The 20,531-nt window shown below is 65.0% G+C and carries 20 protein-coding genes; 11 read left to right on the forward strand and 9 right to left on the reverse strand.

Annotated features, from left to right (window positions below; all coding sequences use genetic code 11):
* Positions 1-80: 80 nt before the first annotated feature.
* From argG to EI171_RS05120, 6 genes are all read right to left on the reverse strand, one after another.
* On the reverse strand, positions 81-1,418 hold the full coding sequence (gene argG, locus EI171_RS05095; protein WP_011083353.1) for an argininosuccinate synthase: 1,338 nt from the start codon (positions 1,416-1,418) through the stop codon (positions 81-83).
* Positions 1,419-1,511: 93 nt separating this feature from the next.
* Positions 1,512-2,288 carry a phosphatase PAP2 family protein gene (locus EI171_RS05100; RefSeq protein WP_161532748.1) on the reverse strand — a complete coding sequence of 259 codons (777 nt, stop codon included), beginning with the start codon at positions 2,286-2,288 and terminating at the stop codon, positions 1,512-1,514.
* Positions 2,289-2,444: 156 nt separating this feature from the next.
* Positions 2,445-2,939 carry a hypothetical protein gene (locus tag EI171_RS05105; protein WP_161532749.1) on the reverse strand — a complete coding sequence of 165 codons (495 nt, stop codon included), beginning with the start codon at positions 2,937-2,939 and terminating at the stop codon, positions 2,445-2,447.
* A gap of 166 nt (positions 2,940-3,105) precedes the next feature.
* On the reverse strand, positions 3,106-4,308 hold the full coding sequence (gene rlmN / locus EI171_RS05110) for a 23S rRNA (adenine(2503)-C(2))-methyltransferase RlmN (protein ID WP_161532750.1): 1,203 nt from the start codon (positions 4,306-4,308) through the stop codon (positions 3,106-3,108).
* A 165-nt stretch (positions 4,309-4,473) separates the two neighbouring features.
* Positions 4,474-5,136 carry an invasion associated locus B family protein gene (locus tag EI171_RS05115; RefSeq protein ID WP_011083357.1) on the reverse strand — a complete coding sequence of 221 codons (663 nt, stop codon included), beginning with the start codon at positions 5,134-5,136 and terminating at the stop codon, positions 4,474-4,476.
* Positions 5,137-5,252: 116 nt separating this feature from the next.
* Entirely contained in the window at positions 5,253-6,092 is an 840-nt protein-coding gene (locus tag EI171_RS05120) for an SDR family oxidoreductase (RefSeq protein WP_161532751.1), read from the reverse strand.
* Between the two features lie 241 nt (positions 6,093-6,333).
* Here EI171_RS05120 and EI171_RS05125 point away from each other — a divergent pair, with 241 nt between their 5' ends.
* From EI171_RS05125 to EI171_RS05135, 3 genes are all read left to right on the forward strand, one after another.
* On the forward strand, positions 6,334-7,308 hold the full coding sequence (locus EI171_RS05125) for an NADPH:quinone oxidoreductase family protein (RefSeq protein WP_028174923.1): 975 nt from the start codon (positions 6,334-6,336) through the stop codon (positions 7,306-7,308).
* A 631-nt stretch (positions 7,309-7,939) separates the two neighbouring features.
* The gene (locus tag EI171_RS05130; RefSeq protein ID WP_371740451.1) at positions 7,940-8,662 is read left to right on the forward strand and encodes a hypothetical protein; all 723 of its coding nucleotides are present in this window, start codon (positions 7,940-7,942) and stop codon (positions 8,660-8,662) included.
* An 18-nt stretch (positions 8,663-8,680) separates the two neighbouring features.
* Complete coding sequence (locus tag EI171_RS05135; RefSeq protein ID WP_011083361.1) at positions 8,681-9,841, forward strand: TAXI family TRAP transporter solute-binding subunit; 1,161 nt, start codon at positions 8,681-8,683, stop codon at positions 9,839-9,841.
* A 69-nt stretch (positions 9,842-9,910) separates the two neighbouring features.
* On the opposite strand, the gene EI171_RS05140 is transcribed toward EI171_RS05135, so the two are convergent.
* Both EI171_RS05140 and EI171_RS05145 read right to left on the reverse strand, forming a co-directional pair.
* Positions 9,911-10,288 carry a YkvA family protein gene (locus EI171_RS05140; protein WP_161532753.1) on the reverse strand — a complete coding sequence of 126 codons (378 nt, stop codon included), beginning with the start codon at positions 10,286-10,288 and terminating at the stop codon, positions 9,911-9,913.
* A 96-nt stretch (positions 10,289-10,384) separates the two neighbouring features.
* Positions 10,385-10,687 (reverse strand): 4a-hydroxytetrahydrobiopterin dehydratase, encoded by a 303-nt coding sequence (locus EI171_RS05145; protein ID WP_011083363.1) that lies wholly within the window; start codon positions 10,685-10,687, stop codon positions 10,385-10,387.
* Between the two features lie 151 nt (positions 10,688-10,838).
* On the opposite strand from EI171_RS05145, the gene EI171_RS05150 reads away from it, so the two are divergent.
* Both EI171_RS05150 and EI171_RS05155 read left to right on the forward strand, forming a co-directional pair.
* Complete coding sequence (locus EI171_RS05150) at positions 10,839-12,284, forward strand: TAXI family TRAP transporter solute-binding subunit (protein ID WP_051000233.1); 1,446 nt, start codon at positions 10,839-10,841, stop codon at positions 12,282-12,284.
* A 166-nt stretch (positions 12,285-12,450) separates the two neighbouring features.
* Positions 12,451-13,992, forward strand: coding sequence for an alkaline phosphatase (locus tag EI171_RS05155; RefSeq protein ID WP_161532754.1), 1,542 nt, complete (start codon positions 12,451-12,453; stop codon positions 13,990-13,992).
* Between the two features lie 23 nt (positions 13,993-14,015).
* Here the strand turns inward: EI171_RS05155 and EI171_RS05160 are convergent, their stop codons facing one another.
* Complete coding sequence (locus EI171_RS05160; RefSeq protein WP_202633105.1) at positions 14,016-14,399, reverse strand: response regulator; 384 nt, start codon at positions 14,397-14,399, stop codon at positions 14,016-14,018.
* A gap of 186 nt (positions 14,400-14,585) precedes the next feature.
* Between EI171_RS05160 and EI171_RS05165 the strand changes: the two genes are divergently transcribed.
* The 6 genes from EI171_RS05165 to typA all read left to right on the forward strand — a co-directional run bounded on the left by EI171_RS05165 (position 14,586) and on the right by typA (position 20,454).
* Positions 14,586-15,353 carry a Crp/Fnr family transcriptional regulator gene (locus EI171_RS05165; RefSeq protein WP_161532755.1) on the forward strand — a complete coding sequence of 256 codons (768 nt, stop codon included), beginning with the start codon at positions 14,586-14,588 and terminating at the stop codon, positions 15,351-15,353.
* 352 nt (positions 15,354-15,705) lie between these two features.
* A complete protein-coding gene (locus EI171_RS05170) occupies positions 15,706-16,422 on the forward strand; it encodes a prolipoprotein diacylglyceryl transferase (protein WP_060912813.1) in 717 nt (238 codons plus the stop codon).
* Entirely contained in the window at positions 16,403-17,848 is a 1,446-nt protein-coding gene (locus EI171_RS05175; RefSeq protein WP_161532756.1) for a radical SAM protein, read from the forward strand. Before EI171_RS05170 ends, EI171_RS05175 begins: the two co-directional genes overlap by 20 nt.
* Positions 17,845-18,090, forward strand: a complete 246-nt coding sequence (locus EI171_RS05180) for a hypothetical protein (RefSeq protein ID WP_028174932.1) — start codon at positions 17,845-17,847, stop codon at positions 18,088-18,090. The genes EI171_RS05175 and EI171_RS05180 overlap by 4 nt, the downstream gene beginning before the upstream one ends.
* 18 nt (positions 18,091-18,108) lie before the next feature.
* The gene (locus tag EI171_RS05185) at positions 18,109-18,390 is read left to right on the forward strand and encodes a hypothetical protein (RefSeq protein ID WP_011083370.1); all 282 of its coding nucleotides are present in this window, start codon (positions 18,109-18,111) and stop codon (positions 18,388-18,390) included.
* A 237-nt stretch (positions 18,391-18,627) separates the two neighbouring features.
* Positions 18,628-20,454, forward strand: coding sequence for a translational GTPase TypA (typA, locus tag EI171_RS05190; protein WP_028174933.1), 1,827 nt, complete (start codon positions 18,628-18,630; stop codon positions 20,452-20,454).
* The last annotated feature ends 77 nt before the right edge of the window (positions 20,455-20,531 follow it).

Here is a 20,531-nt window from a genome sequence, read left to right on the forward strand (position 1 = left end):
AGCGCCGTGCCCACCACTATCTCGGACGTGGAAGGATGGTGGGCACGCTTCGCTTTGCTCACCCTACGGCTACGAAAATCTCAGCCCTTGTCGTTCTCCAGCCGGAAGATCTGCGAGCCTTCGCTGCCCGAAAGCAGGCCGGTGTCCGTATAGAGCTTCAGCTTGGTGCGCGTGTCGGCGATGTCGAGGTTGCGCATGGTGAGCTGACCGATGCGATCGGCCGGCGTGAACGCCGCGTCCTCGACCTTCTCCATGCTGAGCCGCTCCGGCGCATAGGTGAGGTTCGGGCTTTCCGTGTTCAAAATCGAATAATCGTTGCCGCGGCGCAGCTCGAGCGTCACCTCGCCGGTGACGGCGCGCGCGACCCAGCGCTGCGCGGTCTCGCGCAGCATCAGGGCCTGCGAATCGAACCAGCGGCCCTGATAGAGCAGGCGGCCGAGACGCATGCCGCTGATGCGGTACTGCTCGATGGTGTCCTCGTTGTGGATGCCGGTGACGAGGCGCTCATAGGCGATGTGCAACAGCGCCATGCCGGGCGCCTCATAGATGCCGCGGCTCTTGGCCTCGATGATGCGGTTCTCGATCTGGTCGCTCATGCCGAGGCCGTGGCGGCCGCCGATCGCGTTGGCTTCGAGGAACAGCGCGACGGGATCGGTGAAGGTCTGCCCGTTCAGCGCGGTGGGCTGGCCTTCCTCGAAACGCACGACGACCTTCTCGGCCTTGACGTTGCAGTCCTCGCGCCAGAACGGCACGCCCATGATCGGGTTGACGATCTTGATGCCGCTGTCGAGGCTCTCGAGATCCTTGGCTTCGTGCGTGGCGCCGAGCAGATTGCTGTCGGTCGAATACGCCTTCTCGGCGCTCATCTTGTACGCGAAACCCTGGGCGGTCATGAACGCCGACATCTCGGCGCGGCCGCCGAGCTCGTCGATGAACTGCTGGTCGAGCCAGGGCTTGTAGATGCGCAGGCTCGGATTGGTGAGCAGGCCGTAGCGATAGAAGCGCTCGATGTCGTTGCCCTTGAAGGTCGAGCCGTCGCCCCAGATGTTGACGCCGTCCTCCTTCATCGCCGCAACCAGCATCGTGCCGGTGACGGCACGACCGAGCGGGGTGGTGTTGAAATAGGTGATGCCGCCGGTCGAGATGTGGAAGGCGCCGGACTGGATCGCGGCGATGCCTTCGTGGACGAGCTGCGTGCGGCAATCGACCAGCACGGCCTTCTCGGCACCGAATTCCTGCGCCTTGCGCGGAATCTCGTTGTAGTCGGCTTCATCGGGCTGGCCGAGATTGGCGGTATAGGCGTAGCAGCGCGCGCCCTTCTGCTTCATCCAGAGCAGCGCCGCGCTGGTGTCGAGCCCGCCCGAAAACGCGATGCCGACTTTCTCACCCTTGGGCAGGCTTTTCAGGATCGTGGTCATGGGGCTTCCAATCGGGTCTTAGGGGGCTGATGGCGGTTGCGGATTGACCGGGCGAATATCAAATTTCGCAGGGCTCGGCACGCATTTAATGGCTCAAACTGACGGCTCGGGGCCGGTCTTGCGACCGAACAGGCGCTGGCGGAGCCGGTAGGCGGGCATGTTCAGCCGGGTCAGGGCGGCGTCGACCGCCTGGTCCGAAAACCGCGTCCGCGGCCAGCGGTAAATCATCGCGTAGGCGAACCAGATCACGACGAAGGTGACGAGGCCGGCGATCGACACGTCGGTGAAGAAGTGCCCGCCGAAGGCCATGCGGAGCCCGCTGGTCACAAGGCCGAAGACGACTGCGCCGGCATAAGCCAGCGGGCGCCACGCCGGCGGCGCCAGCGCAGCCGGCGCCAGCGTCCAGAACGCAGTCGCGCCCTCGCCCGAGAAGAACGAGCAGTTGCGCACGCAGCCACCGCGCGGATCCCACCATGCCACGAACTGCTGGTCGCCGGCAAACTGCGTCACCACCACCGGGCGCGGCCGGCCCCAATAGGTCTTGAAGGTGAGGTTGGTGAGGATTCCGGCCGACAGGATGATCGTCACCAGCAGGAACACGATCGCGCGCCCCGACACCATCAGCGGCCGATCGGGCCGGATCATCTTGACCACAAGCGCCACCAGCGAGGGCAGCACGAACGCCCAGGCGATCCACATCGCCGCATCACGCGCGACGCCGGCCCAGCCGCTCGATTTGAGCGGAAACGTCTTCGTCTCGGGATCGAAGAACAGCGCGGCGAGCTTGAGATCGAGTTCGGGATAGAGGCCGAAAACGACACCGATCACGAGCCACAGCGCCAGGGCGATGAAAAGTCCAGTCCGGTTCATGCCGCGCGGTTTAGCGGAGTGGGGCGGGGATGAAAACCCTTTCACCGTCATTCCGGGGCGGCTCGCAGAGCCGAACCCGGAATCTCGAGATTCCCCGGTGCGCAATTGCGCACCTGAGGTCTGGTCCTTCGGACCATCCCGGAATGACAGCGCCAGTCACCGCGCATCGGGCCTCGACTGCGACGGCAGCGGCGGAGGCGGCTTGCGCGGGGGTGGCGGATTGCGCCAGGCGCCGGCGTTGCGGCCGGCGATCAGCCAGTAGACCACGCCGGCCACGATGCCGGCGCCGGTCATGATCTCGAGGTGACGCCGCACGACGCCTTCGAACTGCAACGTGTCGGAGTGAAAGGGAACGAGGCCGAGGTAGCAGGCGAGCCCCACAACGCCGCCGCCGACGGCGTAGGCCAGTGCGCTGCGGATGTAGAGCGCTTCAGTGATCGCGACGATCACCGCCGCCGGCACCAGCGCAAAGCCGGAGACGAAGATGAAACCGAATCCGAGCAGGATGTCGATCGCGCCTTCATCGACGGGGCCTGCGCCGAGATCGGCGAATTCCGGAAACAGCAGCGCGACGACGACGATCATGCCGCCGACGAAGCAGGCGGCGAGAAAGCCGATGAAGATGACGACGAGGCGGCCGATCAGGGACATCTGATGGCCCTGTTGAGTGTCATCGTCATTCCGGAGCGGTGCGCAGCACCGAATCCGGAATCTCGAGATTCCGGGTTCGCGCTACGCGCGCCCCGGAATGACGGCTCATAAACGCAGATGGTCGGATCAAGCCCAGGCATGACGAGAGTGCACGAGGCACGCATCCTCAATCCGTCATCGCCATGGCGCGCAGCGTCTGGCGTTCGCGGGCCGAGAGCTTTTCGGTTTCCGACTTGAGCTGGCCGCAGGCGGCGAGGATGTCGCGGCCGCGCGGGGTGCGCACCGGCGAGGAATAGCCGGCGTTGAAGATGTATTCGGAGAATTTCTCGATCTGGTCCCAGTCCGAGCATTCATAGGCGGTGCCGGGCCAGGGATTGAACGGGATCAGGTTGATCTTGGCGTGAATGCCCTTGAGCAGCTTCACCAGCAGCTTCGCATCGTCGAGCGAATCGTTGACGCCCTTGAGCATCACATATTCGAAGGTGATGCGGCGCGCGTTCGAGGCGCCGGGATAGTCGCGGCAGGCCTGCAGCAGCTCCTTGATCGGATATTTGCGGTTGAGCGGCACCAGCTCGTTGCGCAGCTCGTCGCGCACCGCGTGCAGCGAGATCGCGAGCATCACGCCGATCTCCTCGCCCGCGCGCACGATATTCGGCACCACGCCCGAAGTCGACAGCGTGATGCGGCGGCGGGAGATGCCGATGCCTTCGTTGTCGCCGACGATGAGCAGCGCATCGCGCACCGCATCGAAATTGTAGAGCGGCTCGCCCATGCCCATCATCACGATGTTGGTGACGCGGCGCGTACCGTCCTCGCGATCGGCCCAATCATTGAGACGATCGCGTGCGACCATCACCTGTCCCACGATCTCGCCGGCGGTGAGATTGCGCACCAGGCGCTGCGTGCCGGTGTGGCAGAACGAGCAATTCAGGGTGCAACCAACCTGCGAGGAGACGCAGAGCGTGCCGCGATCGGTCTCGGGGATGTAGACGCACTCGACTTCATGCGCCTTCTCGACATTGTCGCCGCTCGGCAGCCGCAGCAGCCATTTGCGGGTGCCGTCATTGGAGATCTGCTCGGCCACGACTTCGGGCCGGTCGACGGTGAAATGCTGCGCGAGCTCGGCGCGAATGCCCTTCGAGACCGAGGTCATCTCGTCGAAATTCTGAGCGCCACGGAAATACATCCAGTGCCACAGCTGCTGCACGCGCATCTTGCGCTGCGCGGGTGCGACGCCGATCTCGCCGAGGCGGTCGGCAAGCTCGGTGCGCGACAGGCCGATGAGCGACGGCTTGGCCGGCGGCACATAGGTTTCGAGCGGAGTCTTCTCCACCAATGTTGCGTTGTGCGGCTCGGTCGTCGGTTGCATGGAATGGACCTAATGGCTTGGTCGTTCCGGGATGGTCCGAAGGACCAGACCCGGAACCTCGAGATTCCGGGTTCGCGCTTCGCGCGCCCCGGAATGACGGAAAAACTTGGAACCGCCCCTATATAGCAACCGGAACCGCCGATTGCGACCTTATCGCCCGCAGCCTTAACGCCGGCAGTCCTGGGCGATCTTGTCGAGCGCCTGGGCGAGGCCCTTCAGCGAAAACGTGTCGGTCGTCTCCGTCCCCTTGGCCGAGATGCCTTTGACCACGAGATCGGCGGATTTGCGCATGGCTTCGACCATCCGCTCCTCCTCGGCCGCGTTCTTGATCCAGAGGCCGTCGCCCTGCGTGTACATGGCGAAGGCGGCGCCGCCGACCTCGACCGAGGATTCCGATCCCGGCTTCAGCGCGTAGCCGATCATGACGGAGACTTCGTTGTTCACCTTCTCGGCCGGCCGGGTCGAGACGAAGGCATAGGCGGGATCACGCGGCCGGTTCGGCGGATTGGTCTTCGACGACGACGGTTTGGCCAGCGCAAAGCAGACCTTCTTGCCGTTGGGCGTGGCCGAATAGGCGCCCCAGGTGCCGAACTGGCCGATCAGGGTCGGCTCCGCGCCGCCCGCAACCGCCGCAGCCGGGCCCGCCGGCTTGCTCTCGGGCTTTGCAGCCGTCTTTGCTGTCGTATTGGCCGCCGGCGCAGCCGCTTTCGGTGCGGCCTCTTTGGGTGCGGACTTGGGCGCCGGTTGCGCCGTCTGAGCCCGCGCGGAATCAGTGATTCCCCACGCCGTCACGCCGGCCGTCAAAGCCAAAAATAGCACCCGCCACATGCTGGAGTGGTTCCCTCAATATTGTGACTGGAAGATGGCCCGGCCGCGCTTTGTCCCCGCGGCAGGGATAACCGGGAAAGTTCAATTTGGGAAGGCAGTTAGCGGGTTGGCAACAGCTAGCCCCGGGATCGCGCGGCACGCTGGTCGGCCCATTGCGCGTCGGTCCAGCCAAGCAGGTCTTCGGCGCCGGAACTGCGCAGATGCGCGCCGCCGTCGATCACCACCATCTCGCCGTTGATGTAGCCGGCGCGGTCGGAGACCAGGAAGCTGGCGAGATCGGCAAGCTCGCTGTGGTCCCCGGTCCGGCCAAGCGGGTTGCGCGCGGTCCAGCCGTCGTCGCGGCCTTCGGGGCGGAGCTGCCCCGATGCGCCGGCGGTCGGGAACGGACCTGGCGCGATCGCGACGGTACGGATGCCCTTCGGACCCCACTCCACTGCAAGGCTTTTGGTCATCGCCAGCAGCGCCGACTTCGCCATCGCCGACGGCACGGTGAAGGCGCGGCCGGTGATGGTCGAGGTCGAGAGGATCGAGAGCACGACGCCGGCATGCCTGCCGTCGATCCAGCGTTTGCCGGCGGCGAGCGTGCAATACATCGCGCCATGCAGCGTCGGCGCCAGGATCGCATCCGCGGCGCGGAAGGACAGATGCTCGCTCTGGGCAATGAAGGTCGCCGCGGCATTGTTGACGAGAATGTCGAGCGGCGCCTCGCGCCAGATCGCGTCCATCATGCTCTCGACGGCGGCGCCGTCGCGGATATCGCAGGCGATCGTGGTGACCTTGCCGCCGCTCTGCGCGCGCATCTCGGCTGCAGTCGTTTCAAGCCGATCGAACTTGCGGCCGCAGATCACGAGCTCGGCGCCGAGCGCGAGGAAACGTCGCCCCATCGCGGCGCCGAGGCCCGAGCCGCCACCGGTGACGAGAATGCGCTTGCCTCTGAGCAGACCCGTTTCAAACATCGTTTGAATCCTTCATTTCCTTCTTGTTCCGTCATTGCGAGCGCAGCGAAGCAATCCAGACAATTTCCGCAGGACGGATTCTGGATTGCTTCGCTGCGCTCGCAATGACGCAAGGATAGGCCTGCGCGCTCCCTTAGACAAAGAATCCGGATTGTAGGGCCGCGCTAAATCCGGCAGAAACGGGCCAACTATAATTCCACCTCGAAACGCCCAAGACTTCGCTTCTCAAGAAGGTGTCGCCATGAAAGCCATTCTCTGCACGCAATATTGCCAGCCCGACGATCTCGTGCTCGCCGAGGTGCCGGATCCGGTGGCCGGTCCCGGCGAGGCCGTGATCGCGATCAAGGCGGCGGCGCTGAACTTCTTCGACATCCTGATGATCCAGGGCAAGTACCAGATCAAGCCGCCGTTCCCGTTCTCGCCAGCCGCCGAAGTCGCGGGCGTGATCGAGAGCATCGGCCCTGGCGTGACCGACCTGAAGGTCGGCGATCGCGTGGTCGCCTCCTGCGGCCACAACGGCGCGCGCGAGAAGATCGCGCTGCCGGCGGCGTCGATCGTGAAGATCCCTGACAATCTCGACTATGACCGCGCGGCCGGCATCATCATCATCTACGGCACCGCGCTGCATGCGCTGGAAGATCGCGCCAGCCCCAAGCCCGGCGAGACGCTTGCCGTGCTCGGCGCGGCCGGCGGCACGGGCCTCGCCGCCTGCGAGCTCGGCAAGCTGATGGGCCTGAAGGTGATCGCCTGCGCCTCGTCGGACGAGAAGCTCGAATTCGCGAAAGCCCATGGTGCCGAGCTCACGCTGAACTACGGCAAGGAAGATTTGAAGGAAGGCCTGCGCAAGCTCACCGGCGGCAAGGGCGTCGACATCATCTTCGATCCGGTTGGCGGCGCCTATGCCGAGCAGGCACTGCGCTCGATCGCCTGGGAAGGCCGCTTCCTCGTGATCGGCTTTGCCGCCGGCGACATTCCGAAGATGCCGCTGAACCTCGCGCTACTGAAAGGCTGCGACATCCGCGGCGTGTTCTGGGGCGCCTGGACCCGGCTCAATCCCGCCAAGAACCGCGCCAATCTCGAGAAGCTCGTGAAGTGGACCGCGGAAGGCAAGATCTCATCGCACGTCGATCGCACCTTCCCGCTGGCACAGACCGCGGACGCGCTGAAGGTGCTCGCGGGACGCCAGGCCATGGGCAAGGTGATCTTGCATCCGTGACGGTGCAGGCGACGGCGCGACGCCGTCGCTACGCACACACCTGTCATCGCATGTGAATTTCACGAAGATTGTCCGCGGGCCTGCTCCGCCTCTCCCGCTTGCGGGAAAGGCCGACGCGCCCCGGGCGATGCGAAGCATCGTCCCGAGCGCGGCGGGTGAGGGCTCTCGCCCACGCAGGGACGTTCTCCGCAATCCCTGGCAATCCCGACGCGGAGACACCCCACCCCAGCCCTCCCCCGCAAGCGGGAGAGGGAGCCCAGCGCCGATGCCGCCGCACGGTAGCGCCTTCTCAACCACCATCGCCAAAATTGCGGTGCACTCCGCCGCGCCGCCCGAATCAAACCTAAATTTTTCCCGATTCGCCCCAACCGTTGTCGCTTTTTGGGCTGATTCAAATTGCGATTTACCGGTTCCAGTCTGCAGGGCGCTCCTGGACAAAAACAAGAAAACTAAAACCGGCACTGCCCCGCGTTGTGTCAGTATTGGGGGAAGCATCACCATGGAGACGACGGCATTCCGTCCGTCCTGGGGGTCGAGAGCGCTCGACTCCGAACAAGCGGCATCACATACGTCCACCGCATCCTACATTCGTGCGCGCGCTGAACGGACCGATCCTTCATCGCACGATCCTATGCCACTGTTCTTGTCCGATCCGCTCAGCGCGCCGGATCCACGGGAATTCGCGCCATTGGCCGTGCGCACCAGGACCAGAATCGTCCGGCGCATTCTCGCTGCCGTCCTGGCCGCGTCGGTCATCGCGGTCCCGATCGCGCTGTTTTGGTCCGACATCAACCGGCTGCTCACCGTCAACGGCGCGTCGTGGATCGGCGCGGCCGCGAACGAGGCCGCGGCTCCCGCCTATCCGCCCGCCGCACGGCAGGGTCCGGTCGAGGATGCCGCGCGTGTGACCAACACGATGCTGGCGAGCGGAGACGCACAGGATATTGCCGCACCGGCGACGCCGAGCCGCGAGGCGATCGCAACCGCCTATCAGAGCGCGCTACAGGCTCAGGCACCCGCGCCCGTACCGACACAAGTCGCCGCACAGCCCGCGCCACCGCCGCCAGCCAAGAGCCTCGACGCCGACACGTTGGCCGGCTTGATGGCGCGCGCCAAGAGCCTGATGACCATCGGCGACATCGCCGCGGCGCGTCTGCTGCTCGAGCGCGCGGCGAATGCGCAGGATGCGACGGCGGCGTTCCTGCTGGCGCAGACCTACGATCCAGCCGTCCTGGGCACCAAGGACACGCGGAGCATCACCGCCGACGCCGTCGCCGCACGCGACTGGTACCAGCGGGCCGCCAGCCTCGGATCGGCGGAGGCGCGACGGCGCCTCACCCAGCTCTCGAACTAGAACTCTTCAGGGGACATCATGCGTAACGTTTTGGGAATGGCGCTTGCCGCCATCATGACCATCTGTGCCTTCGCAGCGCGCGCCGATCAGACCGAATACGATCCGGCCAAGGTCTCGGACAGTCTGAAGGCCATCTTCCAGTTCGGCTCGACCTCGACCAAGCAGGCGCTCAACGCCAACACCGTCACGCTGATAACAGGCACGATCGGCGGCACCTATGTGCAGTTCGGCGCCGACCTCGCCTCCGTGCTCGACGACGGCAACAAGATCCGCGTGCTGCCGATCGTCGGCCGCGGCTCGGTGCAGAGTGTCGCCGACATTCTGTTCCTGCAAGGCGTCGATCTCGGCGTCGTGCGGGCCGACACGCTCGACTATCTCGAGCGCAAGGGCTTTGCCAAGGACATCAAGAAGCAGTTCACGTATGTCACCAAGCTCTACAATGAAGAGATGCAGGTGATCGCGCCGCGGTCGATCGCAACGCTGAAGGACCTCGAGGGCAAGAAGGTCAGCGTCGACCTGCCCAATGGCGGCACCTTCGTCACCGCGCTCACCGTGTTCGAACGGCTCGGGATCAAGGCGAACTTCGTCTATGTCGAGCAGCGCATCGCGATGGAAAAGCTGAAGGCCGGCGAGATCGACGCCGTGATCGTGGTCGGCGGCAAGCCGTACAAATCGGTCTCGACCTTCGGCAATGACGGCCGCTTCCATCTCGCGAAGGTCGACTATGCGAAGCCGCTCCAGAGCGACTATCTGCCGGCGACGCTGACCGCGAAGGACTATCCGAACCTGATCAAGGAGGGCGAGAGCGTGGACACGATCGCCGTGCCTGCGGTGCTCGCGGCCTACAACTGGGCGCCCAACACCGAGCGTTATCGCAAGCTCGCACTGTTCGTGGACGCGTTCTTCACGAAATTCCCCTCGCTCCAGAACCCACCCTTCCACCCCAAGTGGAAGGAGGTCTCGCTCGCCGCACCCCTGTCAGGCTGGAGCAGGCTGCCGGTGGCGCAGCAATGGCTCGACAAGCACGGCGTCGAGCCGGTGACGCGCCAGCGCTTCGAGGCGTTCCTGAAGCAGAGCCCCGCGGCCGCACAGGTGTCCGACGCGGACAAGGAGACCTTGTTCAAGCAATTCCAGGCGTGGGATGCGGAGAAGGCGCGGGCGCAGGCGGAGAAGAAGTAGCTCCCTCGGCGTCGTCCTGGCGAAAGCCAGGACGACACGGAGGATGTGGCGACGAGGCGTTGCCAGCAACTACTCTCCCGCCTCGTCCACGCCCCGCTTCAGCGCGGCGCGGGCGGCTTCGCGGTGCTCCGTCGTGATGTGGCTGGCGACCATGCGGATGGCGGTGGCGAGCACGGCGGCATCGTCGGTGAAGCCGAGGATCGGCATCACGTCGGGGACAAAATCGAACGGCAGGATGAAATAGGCGATCGCCCCCAGCAGCGACGCCTGGACATGGCGCGGCGTCTGCCGGTCGAACGCGCAGTAGTAGGCGGCGAGCAGGTCTTCGGCGAACGGCAGATGCGCGGCGACGCGCTTCAGCTTGCGCCAGAAGCGGCGGCGAACGCTTTCACGATCTTCCGCGAGCCGATCGGCCGGCTCGAAGCCGATGCTGTGTTCGGCAGCCATGCTCCAAAACTCCCCGTTCAGCCCGGAGCGGCGGATCGCCGCATCCCCTGCTGATCACAATCACAAGATGGGGATGCAGCCGGTCGCTGCAAGACGTCAGCCCGGTGTAAGCTTGGCGATGGCGTTCATCGCCCTGGCGAGCTCGATGTCGAGCGCTGTGACGCCGCCGGCGTCATGGGTCGACAGCACCACCTCCACGGTCTTGTAGACATTGCGCCATTCGGGGTGATGATCCATCTTCTCGGCAACCAGCGCTGCACGGGTCATGAAGCCGAAGGCTTCGTTGAAATCCTTGAAGACAAAGGTTTTCCCGATGGCGTCGCGGCCCGAAACCTCGGTCCAGTCAGGGATTCCGCCCAGCGCCTGCTTGCGCGCCTCCGTCGTCAGCCGTTCTGCCATGATCGTCTCCGTGCTTCAGGGGAACTTTACCCTAACACCGTGCTTACGCCCGGGTTCACGCGGGATATGCCCCATCCGCTAACCATGACGGAGATGTAACCCCGCCGGACAAGAAATTTGCTACAATTGCGGGCGTAAATCGCCGGCGAAGATGAAACTGAGCCTCAAGCGCCTGTTCGGGAGATCGATGACCGGGGGATTGGACCTGGCCGAAACGCCCTCTCCGCCTTCGCCGCGATCAGCGGCGCGGAAGACGGCGCTCGTGTCTCTGGCGCTGGTGCTCGCAATCGTCGGCGCGCTTGCCGGCGGCTATTATTTCGCGATGCGGCCGGTGGCGCTGAAGATCGCGGTCGGTCCCCCCAATAGCGACGACATCAAGGTCGTGCAGGCGCTGACGCAGGCCTTCTCGCAAAACAAGAGCTATGTGCGGCTACGTCCGATCCAGACCGACGGCGCCACGGCCAGCGCCGAAGCGCTTGCGGAGGGCAAGGTCGATCTTGCCATCGTGCGCGGCGATGTCGACGTGCCGAAGAACGCGCAAGCGGTCGCGACCCTGCGCAAGAACGTCGTGGTGCTGTGGTCCGTCCCCGGCAAGGGCAAGAAGAAGGGCGCCAAGATCACCAAGATCGCGCAGCTCGCCGGCCATCGCGTCGGCGTGGTCGGCCGCACGCAGGCCAACGTCAACCTGCTCAAGGTGATCCTCCAGCAATACGGCGTCGATCCCGCCAAGGTCGAGATCATACAATTCCCGGCCAATGAGGCCGCCGAGGCAATCAAGGCCCAGAAGGCCGATGCCTATCTCGCGGCCGGCCCCGTCAACAGCAAGATCACGTCGGATGCGATCGCCGCCTCAGCCAAGGATTTCGGTACGCCGACCTTCCTCGCGATCGATTCGGCGGATGCGATCGCGCAGAATCATCCGGTCTATGAAGCGGCGGAGATTCCCGCCGGCACCTATGGCGGCTCGCCTGACCGACCGGAGGACGAGGTCAAGACCATCAGCTTCGCGCACCACATCGTGGCGCGCAAAGGCGTGTCCGAAACCACCATCGCGGCGTTCACGCGCCAGCTTTTCGCCGTGCGCCAGCAACTGGTGACGGAATTCCCGCTCGCCGCCAAGATCGAAACGCCCGACACCGACAAGGATGCCGTGATCCCCGTGCATCCCGGTGCCGCGGCCTTCGTCGACGGCGAGGAAAAGACCTTCCTCGACAGATACAGCGATTACATCTGGTGGACCCTGATGGCGCTCTCCGCCATGGGTTCGATCGGCGCGTGGTTTGCGGGCTATCTGAAGAAGGACGAGCGCGACAACAACAGCCATCTGCGCGATCGCCTCCTCGACATGATCGCGGCGGCGCGCAAGAGCGAGACCATGGACGAGCTCGACCAGATGCAGACCGAGGCCGACGAGATCCTGCGTGACACGCTGCACTGCTACGACCACGGGGCGATCGAGGAAGGTGCGCTCACCGCGTTCAACATCGTGCTCGACCAGTTCCACGCCGCGATTGCCGACCGCAAGGCCGTGCTGTTCAGCATGCCGCAAAACCCGCCGCGCGCCGGCGCGCAATTCCGGGCCGCCGGCAACGCGTAAACGGTTGCGCGCGTAATCGCTGCGTCACATTGTCTCAATATAGACTTTACCGTCATTCCGGAGCGCGCGAAGCGCGAATCCGGAATTTCGAGATTCCGGGTCCGGTCCTTCGGACCGTCCCGGAATGACAGCGCCAGATGCGCCTAAGACAACCAGCGAATCCACCATGAACATCAAATTCTCCCGCCGCCGTTTCCTCGCCACCAGCACCGGTGCGCTTGGCGCAATCGCAATGCCCTATCTGTCGCGCGCGGCCGACCGGCCGGCGGTCACCCATGGCGTGCAGTCGGGCGACGTCACCGTCGACGGCGGCGTGGTCTGGGCGCGCGCCGATCGTCCATCGCAGATGCTGGTCGAGGTGGCGACGACGGAGTCCTTCAAGGACGCGCGCGCGCTGCCGCCGATCGCGGCGCTGCCCGAGAGCGACTTCACCGCGAAGATGCTGATCGAAAATCTGCCGGGCGGGCAGGACATCTTCTACCGCGTCCGCTTCCGCGATCTCTCGCACGGCGCGATCGAGGGCGAGCCGGTGGTGGGCCGCTTCCGCACCGCGCCGGCCGACCGCCGCGACGTCAGCTTCGTCTGGGGCGGCGACGTCGCCGGACAGGGCTGGGGCATCAATCCCGATGACGGCGGCATGTTCACCTTCTCCGCGATGCGCAAGCATCGTCCGGATTTCTTCCTGCACTCGGGCGATACGATCTATGCCGACGGCCCGATTGAATCCGAGGTGAAGCTCGCCGACGGCAAGACCTGGAAGAACGTCACCATCCCCGAGAAGGCCAAGGTGGCCGAGACGCTGGACGAGTACCGCGCCGCGCACAAATACAATCTCACCGACGCGAACCTCCGCGCCTTCAATGCCGAAGTACCGATCTTCGTGCAATGGGATGACCACGAGGTGACCAACAACTGGTCGCTGTCAAAGGAGCTCCCGGCGACCTACAAGGTGCGCGACATCGCGCTGCTCGCAGCGCGCGCGGGCCGCGCCTTCCACGAGATGTATCCGATGCGCGAGAGCATCAATGAGCCGGGCCGCGTCTATCGGCAGATCTCCTACGGCCCGCATCTCGACGTGTTCGTGCTCGACGAGCGCAGCTATCGCGGCCCCAACGGCGCCAATCTCGAAACCGCATACGGCCCCGCCAGCTATTTCCTCGGCCCGGACCAGATCGCCTGGCTCAAGCGCGGTCTCCTCAACTCGCGTGCGACCTGGAAGGTGATCGCCTCCGACATGCCGCTCAGCCTCGTCGTCTCGGACACGCCGAAGGGCGGATCGGAAGCGATCGCTCAGGGCGACGGCCCGGTGCGTGGCCGCGAGTTCGAGATCGCCGACATCCTGCGCTTCATCAAGATGGCGCCGATCAGCAACACGGTGTGGCTGACCGCGGACGTACATTACGCCGCCGCGCATTACTACGACCCGAACAAGGCGCAATTCCAGGATTTCGAGCCGTTCTGGGAATTCGTCTCCGGCCCGCTGCACGCAGGCACCTTCGGTCCGAACGCGCTCGACAACACGTTTGGGCCGGAGGTGCGCTTCGTCAAGGCGCCGGGCAAGGACAGCCAGAACCTGCCGCCGTCGGCCGGCATGCAGTTCTTCGGTCACGTCAAGATCGACGACGCCTCCGGCCAGATGACGGTGACCCTGCGCGACCGCGCCGACGTCGCGCTGTGGTCGACGACGCTGGATCCGAAGCTCGCTTGAGCCGCTTCAGCCAGAGCGGAGCGTCATGAGCCGCGCGACCGTAGCGCGGCCTCAAGCGCATCGCTCGAGCACGGCTTTTGCAAACGCGGCCGGTTGACGAAATCCGAAGCGATCCGTGTCTCGGCGCCATAGCCGGTGACGAAGGCGAAGGGAATCTTCAGGGCCGCCAGCCGCTCGGCGACGGCAAAGCTGTTCTCGCGGCTGAGCTCGACGTCGAGCAGCGCGAAGTCGGGCGCGCGCGCCGCGATCGCGGCCAGCGCCTGCGCCACCGAACCCACGGTGCGCACGCTTCTCACGCCAAATCCCAGCAGGCGGTCCTCGAAGTCGATCGCGATGATCGGATCGTCCTCGACGATCAGGACATCGACGGGGACGTCGGACGAGCCGTCCGGGGAAGCAGGTATCATGATCCTGGCTATCGAGGGCTGCATGTTCTTACCGATCAAGGACAGCCTCATTCCGACGCCTGCGCCCAGCGCATCGGAGGGTTCCCGGAACGAAACTCACCACAGAACAGTTTTGACGTCTGTCCACTTGTGCACACGGCCAGCGATCGAGACTCGCTCGTGCTGAAAGGAGAGCAGGGATTTACGATGGACGCGCGTATCGGGAAGGCGACGGAGGTCGGCAGCCGGCCGGCCAACAATCTGCTGCGACGCTTGAGTCCGGCCGACTATGCGCTGCTCGCGCCACACGTCATCGTTGATGATGCCGCGGCCAACGAGCTGCTCTACAGTCCCGGCGACGATGTCCAGGTCGTGCACTTTCCGTGCGGGCCGTCGCTTGCGACCTTTCTCGTTCCCAACGAAGACGGCCGCGACGTCGAGACCATCCTGGTCGGCCGCGAAGGCGCGGTCGGCGGCATCGTCAGCGAGGGATTTCTGCCGGCCTACACCCGCATCTGCGTGAAATTCGGCGGGCCGTTTGCGCGCATCCACGTCGGCAAATTGGAGGCGGCCAAGCTGCGCTCGCCCACGCTGCGCAACATCTTCGCCCGCTATGCCGACTGCATGCTGGCGCAGATCTTCCAGTCCACCGCCTGCAACGCCATCCACTCGATCGAGCAGCGCACGGCGAAATGGATCCTGGCGGCGATGGAGCGGACCGGCGACGAGAGCAGCGTGCCGCTGACGCATGAGCAGCTTGCGACGCTGCTCGGGGTGGGGCGCAGCTATGCGAGCCGCGTGCTCCAGTCGTTCAGGGCCGACGGCATCCTCGACACGCGGCGCGGCTCGATCCTGGTCCGCGACCGCGACCGCCTGCGCCTGCGCGCCTGCCTCTGCAACGAGGCGGTGAAGACCCATTTCGAGGAAGTGCTGCGCGGCGTCTACCCGACGGAGGAGGCGAGCAGCACGGGCTGACCCTCTCCGGCGCCTGACCTCCCGCTCCATGCAGAGCAATCGCATGTGGATTTCACGAGGATTGTCCGCGGGCTTGCTTCGCCTCTCCCGCTTGCGGGAGAGGCCGACGCGCCCCGGGACGATGCGAAGCATCGTCCCGAGCGCGGCGGGTGAGGGCTCTCACCACGCAGGGACGTCCTCCGCAATCCCAGGCAATCCCGACGCGGAGACACCCCAGCCCTCCCCCGCAAGCGGGGGAGGGAGCCGAGCGCCGGTGCCGCCGCATCGTGCACACCACATGCGATAGCCCTGCGCTCCATGAAAGGATGCCGGCGTGCGACACCGCACGTCCGCCGTGCTATACCCGCTCCGCATGAGCGGGGCATTCCTTCACACTGTCTTCGATGTTGCGGCGTGGCTGGCGGCGGGTGCGGCGGTTTACTGGCTGTCGCGACAAGGCTTGCGGTTTCCGGCGCAATCCTTCGAGCTGCCCTACATCGCCGCGCTGGTGTTCGGCGCCGGCATTGGCGCCTATCTGTTCGGGTCCGCCAATCTGTGGCTGTCGGGCGAGAGCGGCATTGCGCGCTCGGTCGAGGGCGCGCTTGCCGGCGGCATCGTGGCGGTCGAGCTCTACAAAAGGACCGCAGGCATCGCCCTGCGCACGGGCGCGCGGTTTGCGCTGCCGCTGGCCCTCGGCATCGCGATCGGGCGGCTCGGCTGCTATTTCGCGGGCCTCGACGATTTCACCTACGGCACGCCGACGGCATTGCCCTGGGGACATGATTTCGGCGACGGCATTCTCCGCCATCCCGTGCAGCTCTACGAGAGCGCCGCGATGGGCGTGTTCGCGCTGCTCTATGTGCTGGCGGTCTTGAACCGGAACGCATTCGCGATCACCAATGGTTTCTACCTGGTTCTGCTCTACTATGGAGCGCAGCGCTTCCTGTGGGAATTCCTCAAGCCCTACGGCACGCTGATCGGCCCCCTCACGCTGTTTCACCTGCTGTCGCTGTCCATCCTCCTCTACGCCGCAATCATGCTGGCGACGGCGCCCAAAGCGAGACCTGTGCATGAACGCGCCGTTGCGTAAGTCGCATCCCTACATCTTCTGGGGCCAGACCCAGTCCCTCTGCGAGACCTGCCTGAAGCTGGTGCCGACCAAGATCCAGATCCTCGACAACGAGGTCTGGTACGAAAAGCGGTGCAAGGAGCATGGTGTTCAGTCGACGCTCGTGTCCACCGACGCGGCCTATTGGCGTCTGTGCAAGGATTTCATCAAGCCGGGCGACCGCCCGCTGCAATTCCAGCACCGCACCGAATTCGGCTGCCCCTATGATTGCGGCCTCTGCCCGGATCACGAGCAGCATTCCTGCCTCGCGCTGATCGAGATCACCGAGCACTGCAATCTCACCTGCCCGGTCTGCTTCGCCGAATCCGCGCCAACGCGGACCAAATTCACCCCGCTCGCGACGGTGGAGAAGATGCTCGACGCGCTGGTTGCCAGCGAGGGCGAACCCGACCTCGTGCAGATCTCCGGCGGCGAGCCGACATTGCACCCGGACTTCTTCGCGATCCTGGACGCCGTGCGCGCCCGCCCGATCCGCCATGTCATGATCAACACCAACGGCCTGCGCATTGCCCGCGAAAAGGATTTCGTGGCGCGGCTCGCCGAGAACAAGCGCGGGCTGGAGGTCTATCTCCAGTTCGATTCGCTGCAGCGCGATCCACTGATCAATCTGCGCGGCGCGGATTTGCGCAAGATCCGCCAGCAGGCGCTGGAGAACCTCGAGCATTACGGCGTGTCGACCACGCTGGTGGCGACCATCAAGCGCGGCGTCAATGATGCCGAGATCGGCGACATCGTGCGTCACGCGCTGACCTGGAAATGCGTGCGCGGCGTCACGCTCCAGCCGGTGCAGGATGCCGGCCGCAACGAGAACTTCGACAAGAATACCGACCGCATCATGCTGTCGGAGATTCGCAACCGCGTGGTCGAGACCGGCGTGTTCGGCGACAAGGACATGATCCCGCTGCCCTGTAACCCCGAGAGCATCTCGATCGGCTACGGTCTGCGCAACGGCGAGAAGGTGCTGCCGCTGACCTCGCTGATCCCGCAGGAGCAGCTGGTTGCGGTGATGCCCAACACCATCAGCCCGGAGAAATATCCGATGCTGCGGGAGAAATTCGTCGATTTGTTCTCACTGTCGTCGGGCCCGCTCAACACCTCCGAGCGCGTTTGCGAGCTCTTGTGCTGCCTGCCGAGCTTCGAGGTGCCGGAAGGACTTTCTTACGAGAACGTGTTCCGCGTCACCATCGTGCAGTTTCTCGACCGCTTCAATTTCTGCGTCGGCAACGTCAAGCGGTCCTGCATCCATTTCGTCACGGAGCAGGGCGCGATCATTCCGTTCGACACCTACAATCTGTTCTATCGCAACGGAAAGATCGACGGCATCCGCGCTGCACTGGCTGGCGAGACGTATCGCGAGGCACGCCAAAGCGAGGAGGTGCCGCGATGAGCGACACCGGCACGCCTCCTCCGACTCCGACGCCGCAAGGGGACGCGCCTCCGATGGCGCCGCCACGGCGCGACGGGCGCCTGACCGCTTTCATGGTGATCGCCGGCGTGGTGCTGCTTTTCCCCGGCCTGTGCTTCCTGGCATTCGGCGGCCAAGGTGCCCCCTTTGTCCTGATTGGATTGGTCCTGGTCGGATTTGCGATCTTCCTGTTCATCCGCGCGGCGAGCCCGCCCAAGCCCTGACAAGAGTGTCGCCTCCTCATGAGCAACATCGCCCCCCCGCCCCCGCCTCCTCCGGCCGCCCCGCCGCAGCGCGGCGGCTGCCTGACCGCGCTCATGGCGATCTCCGGGGTCATCCTGCTGCTTCCGGGTCTCTGCGCACTCCTGTTCGGCGGAATCTCCATATCCGAGGGGGGCAAGATCGATTCCGACATCGCCCCGCTGGTCTTCCTGGGGCTGGTCGTCGGCATCGGGGGCGTCGTTCTGATCTGGGCGGCGATCAAGGGGCGAAAGGCCCCCGCCCATCCCGGAACCCAGCCCTAAGCCCCGGGAATTCCCGGACAAAATTCAGTCAACCAACCGGCAAAGAACACATTGTTTTTTGGCGGTTTTTGCATATATTGCGCCGCAACGCGCAGGGTGCCCGGTCGATAGACCGGGCTTCCCTTTTTGGGCGGAAAGCGCCCGTTTCCAGTCTTCCAGCGTTGTTTCGAGAAGAGGTCCCGGTCTGGCCGGCGAGATCGCGCTTAACCCATTGTTCGAACGCAAAGAAGCTCACTCATGAACCTCCGCAACGTCGCCATCATCGCCCACGTCGACCACGGCAAGACGACCCTGGTCGACAAACTCCTCCAGCAGTCCGGCACGTTCCGCGAGAACCAGAAGGTGACGGATCGCGCCATGGACTCCAACGACCTGGAGCGCGAGCGCGGCATCACCATTCTGGCCAAGGCGGCCTCGGTGCAGTGGAAGGACACCCGGGTCAACATCGTCGACACCCCCGGCCACGCCGATTTCGGCGGCGAGGTCGAGCGCATCCTCAACATGGTGGACGGCGCGCTGGTGCTGGTGGACGCCGCAGAAGGCCCGCTGCCGCAGACCAAGTTCGTAGTCTCCAAGGCGCTGAAGGTCGGCCTCAAGCCGATCGTCGTCATCAACAAGGTCGACCGCCCCGACGCGCGCCCGACCGAAGTCATCAACGAGGTGTTCGACCTGTTCGCGGCGCTCGACGCCAGCGAGGAGCAGCTCGACTTCCCGATCCTCTACGGATCGGCCAAGCAGGGCTGGATGGCCGAGAGCCCCGAGGGTCCGCAGGACAAGGGCATGGAGCCGCTTTTCGACCTGATCCTGCGCCACGTCGCGCCGCCCACGGTCGAGGAAGGTCCGTTCAGGATGATCGGCACCATCCTGGAGGCCAACCCCTATCTCGGCCGCATCATCACCGGCCGCATCTCCTCCGGCGTGCTCAAACCGAACCAGCAGGTCAAGGTGCTGCATGCCGACGGCAAGCTGGTCGAGACCGGGCGCATCACCAAGATCCTGGCGTTTCGCGGCCTTGAGCGCACGCCGCTCGATGAAGCCGAAGCCGGCGACATCGTCGCCATCGCGGGCCTGACCAAGGGCACCGTCGCCGACACCTTCTGCGATCCGACCGTCGAGGTGCCGCTGCCGGCACAGCCGATCGATCCGCCGACCGTGTCGATGTCCTTCATCGTCAACAATTCCCCGCTCGCCGGCACCGAAGGCGACAAGGTGACGAGCCGCATGATCCGCGACCGTCTGCTCCGTGAAGCCGAAGGCAACGTCGCGCTGCGCGTCGTCGAGGCCGCCGACAAGGACGCGATGGAAGTCTCGGGCCGCGGCGAATTGCAGCTCGCGATCCTGATCGAGACCATGCGCCGTGAGGGCTTCGAGCTCTCGGTGTCGCGCCCGCGCGTCGTGTACCAGAAGGACGAAGCCACCGGCGCCACCATGGAGCCGATCGAGGAGGTCGTGATCGACGTCGACGAGGAGCATTCCGGCGTCGTCGTGCAGAAGATGAGCGAGCGCAAGTCCGAGCTGGTCGAGATGAAGCCGTCCGGCGGCAACCGCCTGCGCCTGGTGTTCTACGCGCCGACCCGCGGCCTGATCGGCTACCAGGGCGAGCTGCTCACCGACACCCGCGGCACCGCGATCATGAACCGCCTGTTCCACGGCTACGCCCCGTACAAGGGCGAGATCCAGGGCCGCCGCAACGGCGTGCTGATCTCCAACGACCAGGGCGAGGCCGTGGCCTACGCCATGTTCAAGCTGGAAGACCGCGGCCCGATGATGATCGAGCCGGGCTGGAAGGTCTACAAGGGCATGATCGTCGGCGAGCACACCCGTGACAACGATCTCGAGATCAACGTACTCAAGGGCAAGCAGCTCACCAACATCCGCACGACGTCGAAGGACGAAGCCGTGCGCCTGACCCCGCCGATCCGCATGACCCTGGAAAAGGCGCTCGCCTATATCGAGGACGACGAGCTCGTCGAGGTCACCCCGAAGTCGATCCGCCTGCGCAAGAAGCACCTCGACCCGAACGAGCGCAAGCGCGCGGAGAAGTCCAAGGAAGCGGTGGCGTAAGCTACCGCACGCCGTTGTGCCGTAGGGTGGGCAAAGCGCAGCGTGCCCACCACTTGAAGTCCCGGTCGGCAATGGTG

The sequence above is a fragment of the Bradyrhizobium sp. LCT2 genome (genome assembly GCF_009931255.1).
Lineage (GTDB): Bacteria > Pseudomonadota > Alphaproteobacteria > Rhizobiales > Xanthobacteraceae > Bradyrhizobium > Bradyrhizobium diazoefficiens.

Excerpts from the sequence above, each read along its gene's own strand:
- EI171_RS05170 (WP_060912813.1), top strand. The coding sequence starts at position 15,706 with ATGAGCGGGGCATTCCTTCACACTGTCTTCGATGTTGCGGCGTGGCTG.
- EI171_RS05135 (WP_011083361.1), top strand. The coding sequence starts at position 8,681 with ATGCGTAACGTTTTGGGAATGGCGCTTGCCGCCATCATGACCATCTGT.
- EI171_RS05125 (WP_028174923.1), top strand. The coding sequence starts at position 6,334 with ATGAAAGCCATTCTCTGCACGCAATATTGCCAGCCCGACGATCTCGTG.
- EI171_RS05165 (WP_161532755.1), top strand. The coding sequence starts at position 14,586 with ATGGACGCGCGTATCGGGAAGGCGACGGAGGTCGGCAGCCGGCCGGCC.
- rlmN (WP_161532750.1), bottom strand. The coding sequence starts at position 4,308 with ATGCAACCGACGACCGAGCCGCACAACGCAACATTGGTGGAGAAGACT.
- typA (WP_028174933.1), top strand. The coding sequence starts at position 18,628 with ATGAACCTCCGCAACGTCGCCATCATCGCCCACGTCGACCACGGCAAG.
- EI171_RS05130 (WP_371740451.1), top strand. The coding sequence starts at position 7,940 with ATGCCACTGTTCTTGTCCGATCCGCTCAGCGCGCCGGATCCACGGGAA.
- EI171_RS05140 (WP_161532753.1), bottom strand. The coding sequence starts at position 10,288 with ATGGCTGCCGAACACAGCATCGGCTTCGAGCCGGCCGATCGGCTCGCG.
- EI171_RS05150 (WP_051000233.1), top strand. The coding sequence starts at position 10,839 with ATGAAACTGAGCCTCAAGCGCCTGTTCGGGAGATCGATGACCGGGGGA.
- EI171_RS05115 (WP_011083357.1), bottom strand. The coding sequence starts at position 5,136 with ATGTGGCGGGTGCTATTTTTGGCTTTGACGGCCGGCGTGACGGCGTGG.
- EI171_RS05180 (WP_028174932.1), top strand. The coding sequence starts at position 17,845 with ATGAGCGACACCGGCACGCCTCCTCCGACTCCGACGCCGCAAGGGGAC.
- argG (WP_011083353.1), bottom strand. The coding sequence starts at position 1,418 with ATGACCACGATCCTGAAAAGCCTGCCCAAGGGTGAGAAAGTCGGCATC.
- EI171_RS05175 (WP_161532756.1), top strand. The coding sequence starts at position 16,403 with ATGAACGCGCCGTTGCGTAAGTCGCATCCCTACATCTTCTGGGGCCAG.
- EI171_RS05155 (WP_161532754.1), top strand. The coding sequence starts at position 12,451 with ATGAACATCAAATTCTCCCGCCGCCGTTTCCTCGCCACCAGCACCGGT.
- EI171_RS05185 (WP_011083370.1), top strand. The coding sequence starts at position 18,109 with ATGAGCAACATCGCCCCCCCGCCCCCGCCTCCTCCGGCCGCCCCGCCG.
- EI171_RS05160 (WP_202633105.1), bottom strand. The coding sequence starts at position 14,399 with ATGATACCTGCTTCCCCGGACGGCTCGTCCGACGTCCCCGTCGATGTC.
- EI171_RS05105 (WP_161532749.1), bottom strand. The coding sequence starts at position 2,939 with ATGTCCCTGATCGGCCGCCTCGTCGTCATCTTCATCGGCTTTCTCGCC.
- EI171_RS05120 (WP_161532751.1), bottom strand. The coding sequence starts at position 6,092 with ATGTTTGAAACGGGTCTGCTCAGAGGCAAGCGCATTCTCGTCACCGGT.
- EI171_RS05145 (WP_011083363.1), bottom strand. The coding sequence starts at position 10,687 with ATGGCAGAACGGCTGACGACGGAGGCGCGCAAGCAGGCGCTGGGCGGA.
- EI171_RS05100 (WP_161532748.1), bottom strand. The coding sequence starts at position 2,288 with ATGAACCGGACTGGACTTTTCATCGCCCTGGCGCTGTGGCTCGTGATC.